Here is a 1,758-nt window from a genome sequence, read left to right as displayed (position 1 = left end):
CTGCTCACACTAATTGCAAATGAAATCCGCTTCCATAGACTGACCAGTTATCTTTTATGGGTACACCTAAAACATACATCGATGAGACACTAACGCCGCTTCATAAGGGTTTAAGCCGAATTTACGAGACGCCCAGCTTTCGAGATCCAGAGCCAAATGAGACGTTTTCTTCATTTGCAGTTATTGTGAGTCAGCGAAAATGGAATGCGAGCTTGTTATCATTTAATGTGAGCCGGAGGTATTTTTCATTTGCAGTTAATTCAAGCCAAAATCTGCGCTGATTGCGAGTCCGAGCATTTTTAAATGCGAGCCGTTACAGATAACTGCATGATTTTACACCAATAATGATGGATAAAATGGTGTTTTTCGTTAAAGCGCTACATCACGGATTGTGGTAGATTAACCCGCTTTTTGGGAATGTGGTTTATCTTATTTTTAGGTTAGTGAGCAATATGTGTATGGGGTTATTAGATTAATTCAATGATTCAACGGGAGGAAATATGCTTTTAAGGCGGAGAGTTATTTTGTGCAATTTGTTGTTGGTTGGAGGCATATTGGCTGGTTGCAGTGAGCATCAAACAAGTACTTCATTAAATCGGTACAAACATTATCAATATTCTGATCTGGGGATTCATTTGAGCAAAGATGCAAGTGAAACTTGCACTGACGCAGGAGGGATTCAGACACTGACTAATCAATTGAATGGTCAGAAAGTTCCTGTGTGCCAACTGGTAAATGGCCGTCGCTGTAATGAGCAGGCTTTGCTGGATGGCGGATGTGCGTCAATTTGATTCTTTATGACAGAAATATGTCACTGCCTGCATAAACATATTTCTGTCAACTTTTAATCCGCATAATATTTCATTCTTATAATGTTTTTCCTTAGTAAAAAGGAAAGACATTATCCAGTCTGTAAAAATATTTATTTTTTCTCTCGATAATTGACACGATACAGCTATAGAAATTATTGGTTAAAGTGACAATTGTTTTTATCGTCATAAATCTTATTTACAGAAAAATTATCAGATTATTCTGTGGTTGACATTGCAGTCTGAAAATAATGAGCAAGAATAATTAAGGTATTCCTTATAACTTCTTTTTCAATTAATTATCTGGAGATAAAAAATATGCTAAAGCGTAAATATCTGACTCAGTCTGAAATTGAGGTATTGCTAACTGCGTTGGATAAATATTCTCACGCAGCACGTAATACTTGCATGATATTTATGGGGTTTATTCATGGTTTCCGGGTATCTGAATTATTGAATTTGCGAATTTCTGATGTTGATTTGGAAGGAAAAAGTTTGCGGGTACAACGATTAAAAAATGGTTTTTCTACTATTCACCCAATAGTATCCCGTGAAATTCAATTGATACGTCTCTGGTTAGCTGAACGTTCGAAGTATTTGCCGAAGAAATCCGCATTATTAGACGGACAGGCAATCGATAGTAAAGAACCCGATTGGTTATTTTTATCTCGTAGTGGTCAACGTATGTCACGCCAGCAGGTTTATAAAATTCTTCGACAAACCAGCCAAAAGGCAAAATTGTCGATTTGCGCGAATCCGCACATGTTGAGGCATGCTTGTGGTTATGCGTTGGCAGACAATGGGGTAGATACACGCTTGATTCAGGACTATTTAGGCCACCGGAATATTCGTCATACAGTCCGCTACACCGCGAGTAATGCGGGAAGATTTGAGACAATATGGGATGGTAAAGGAAAACGAAAAAAGTTAACAATTAGTACCAAACTGT

Annotated in this window: 2 protein-coding genes; both read left to right on the top strand. The window is 37.7% G+C overall.

All coding sequences use genetic code 11. The features are described from left to right. Nucleotides 1-635 precede the first annotated feature (635 nt). Nucleotides 636-791, top strand: coding sequence for a DUF333 domain-containing protein (locus AB204_RS23725; RefSeq protein WP_235428159.1), 156 nt, complete (start codon nt 636-638; stop codon nt 789-791). 336 nt (nt 792-1,127) lie between these two features. Continuing rightward, the coding region (locus AB204_RS20265) for a tyrosine-type DNA invertase (protein WP_047965188.1) at nt 1,128-1,758 on the top strand (631 nt) is incomplete at its 3' end.

This window comes from Xenorhabdus khoisanae (assembly GCF_001037465.1).
GTDB classification, from domain to species: domain Bacteria; phylum Pseudomonadota; class Gammaproteobacteria; order Enterobacterales; family Enterobacteriaceae; genus Xenorhabdus; species Xenorhabdus khoisanae.
This window is presented reverse-complemented; position numbering and strand designations above follow the sequence as displayed.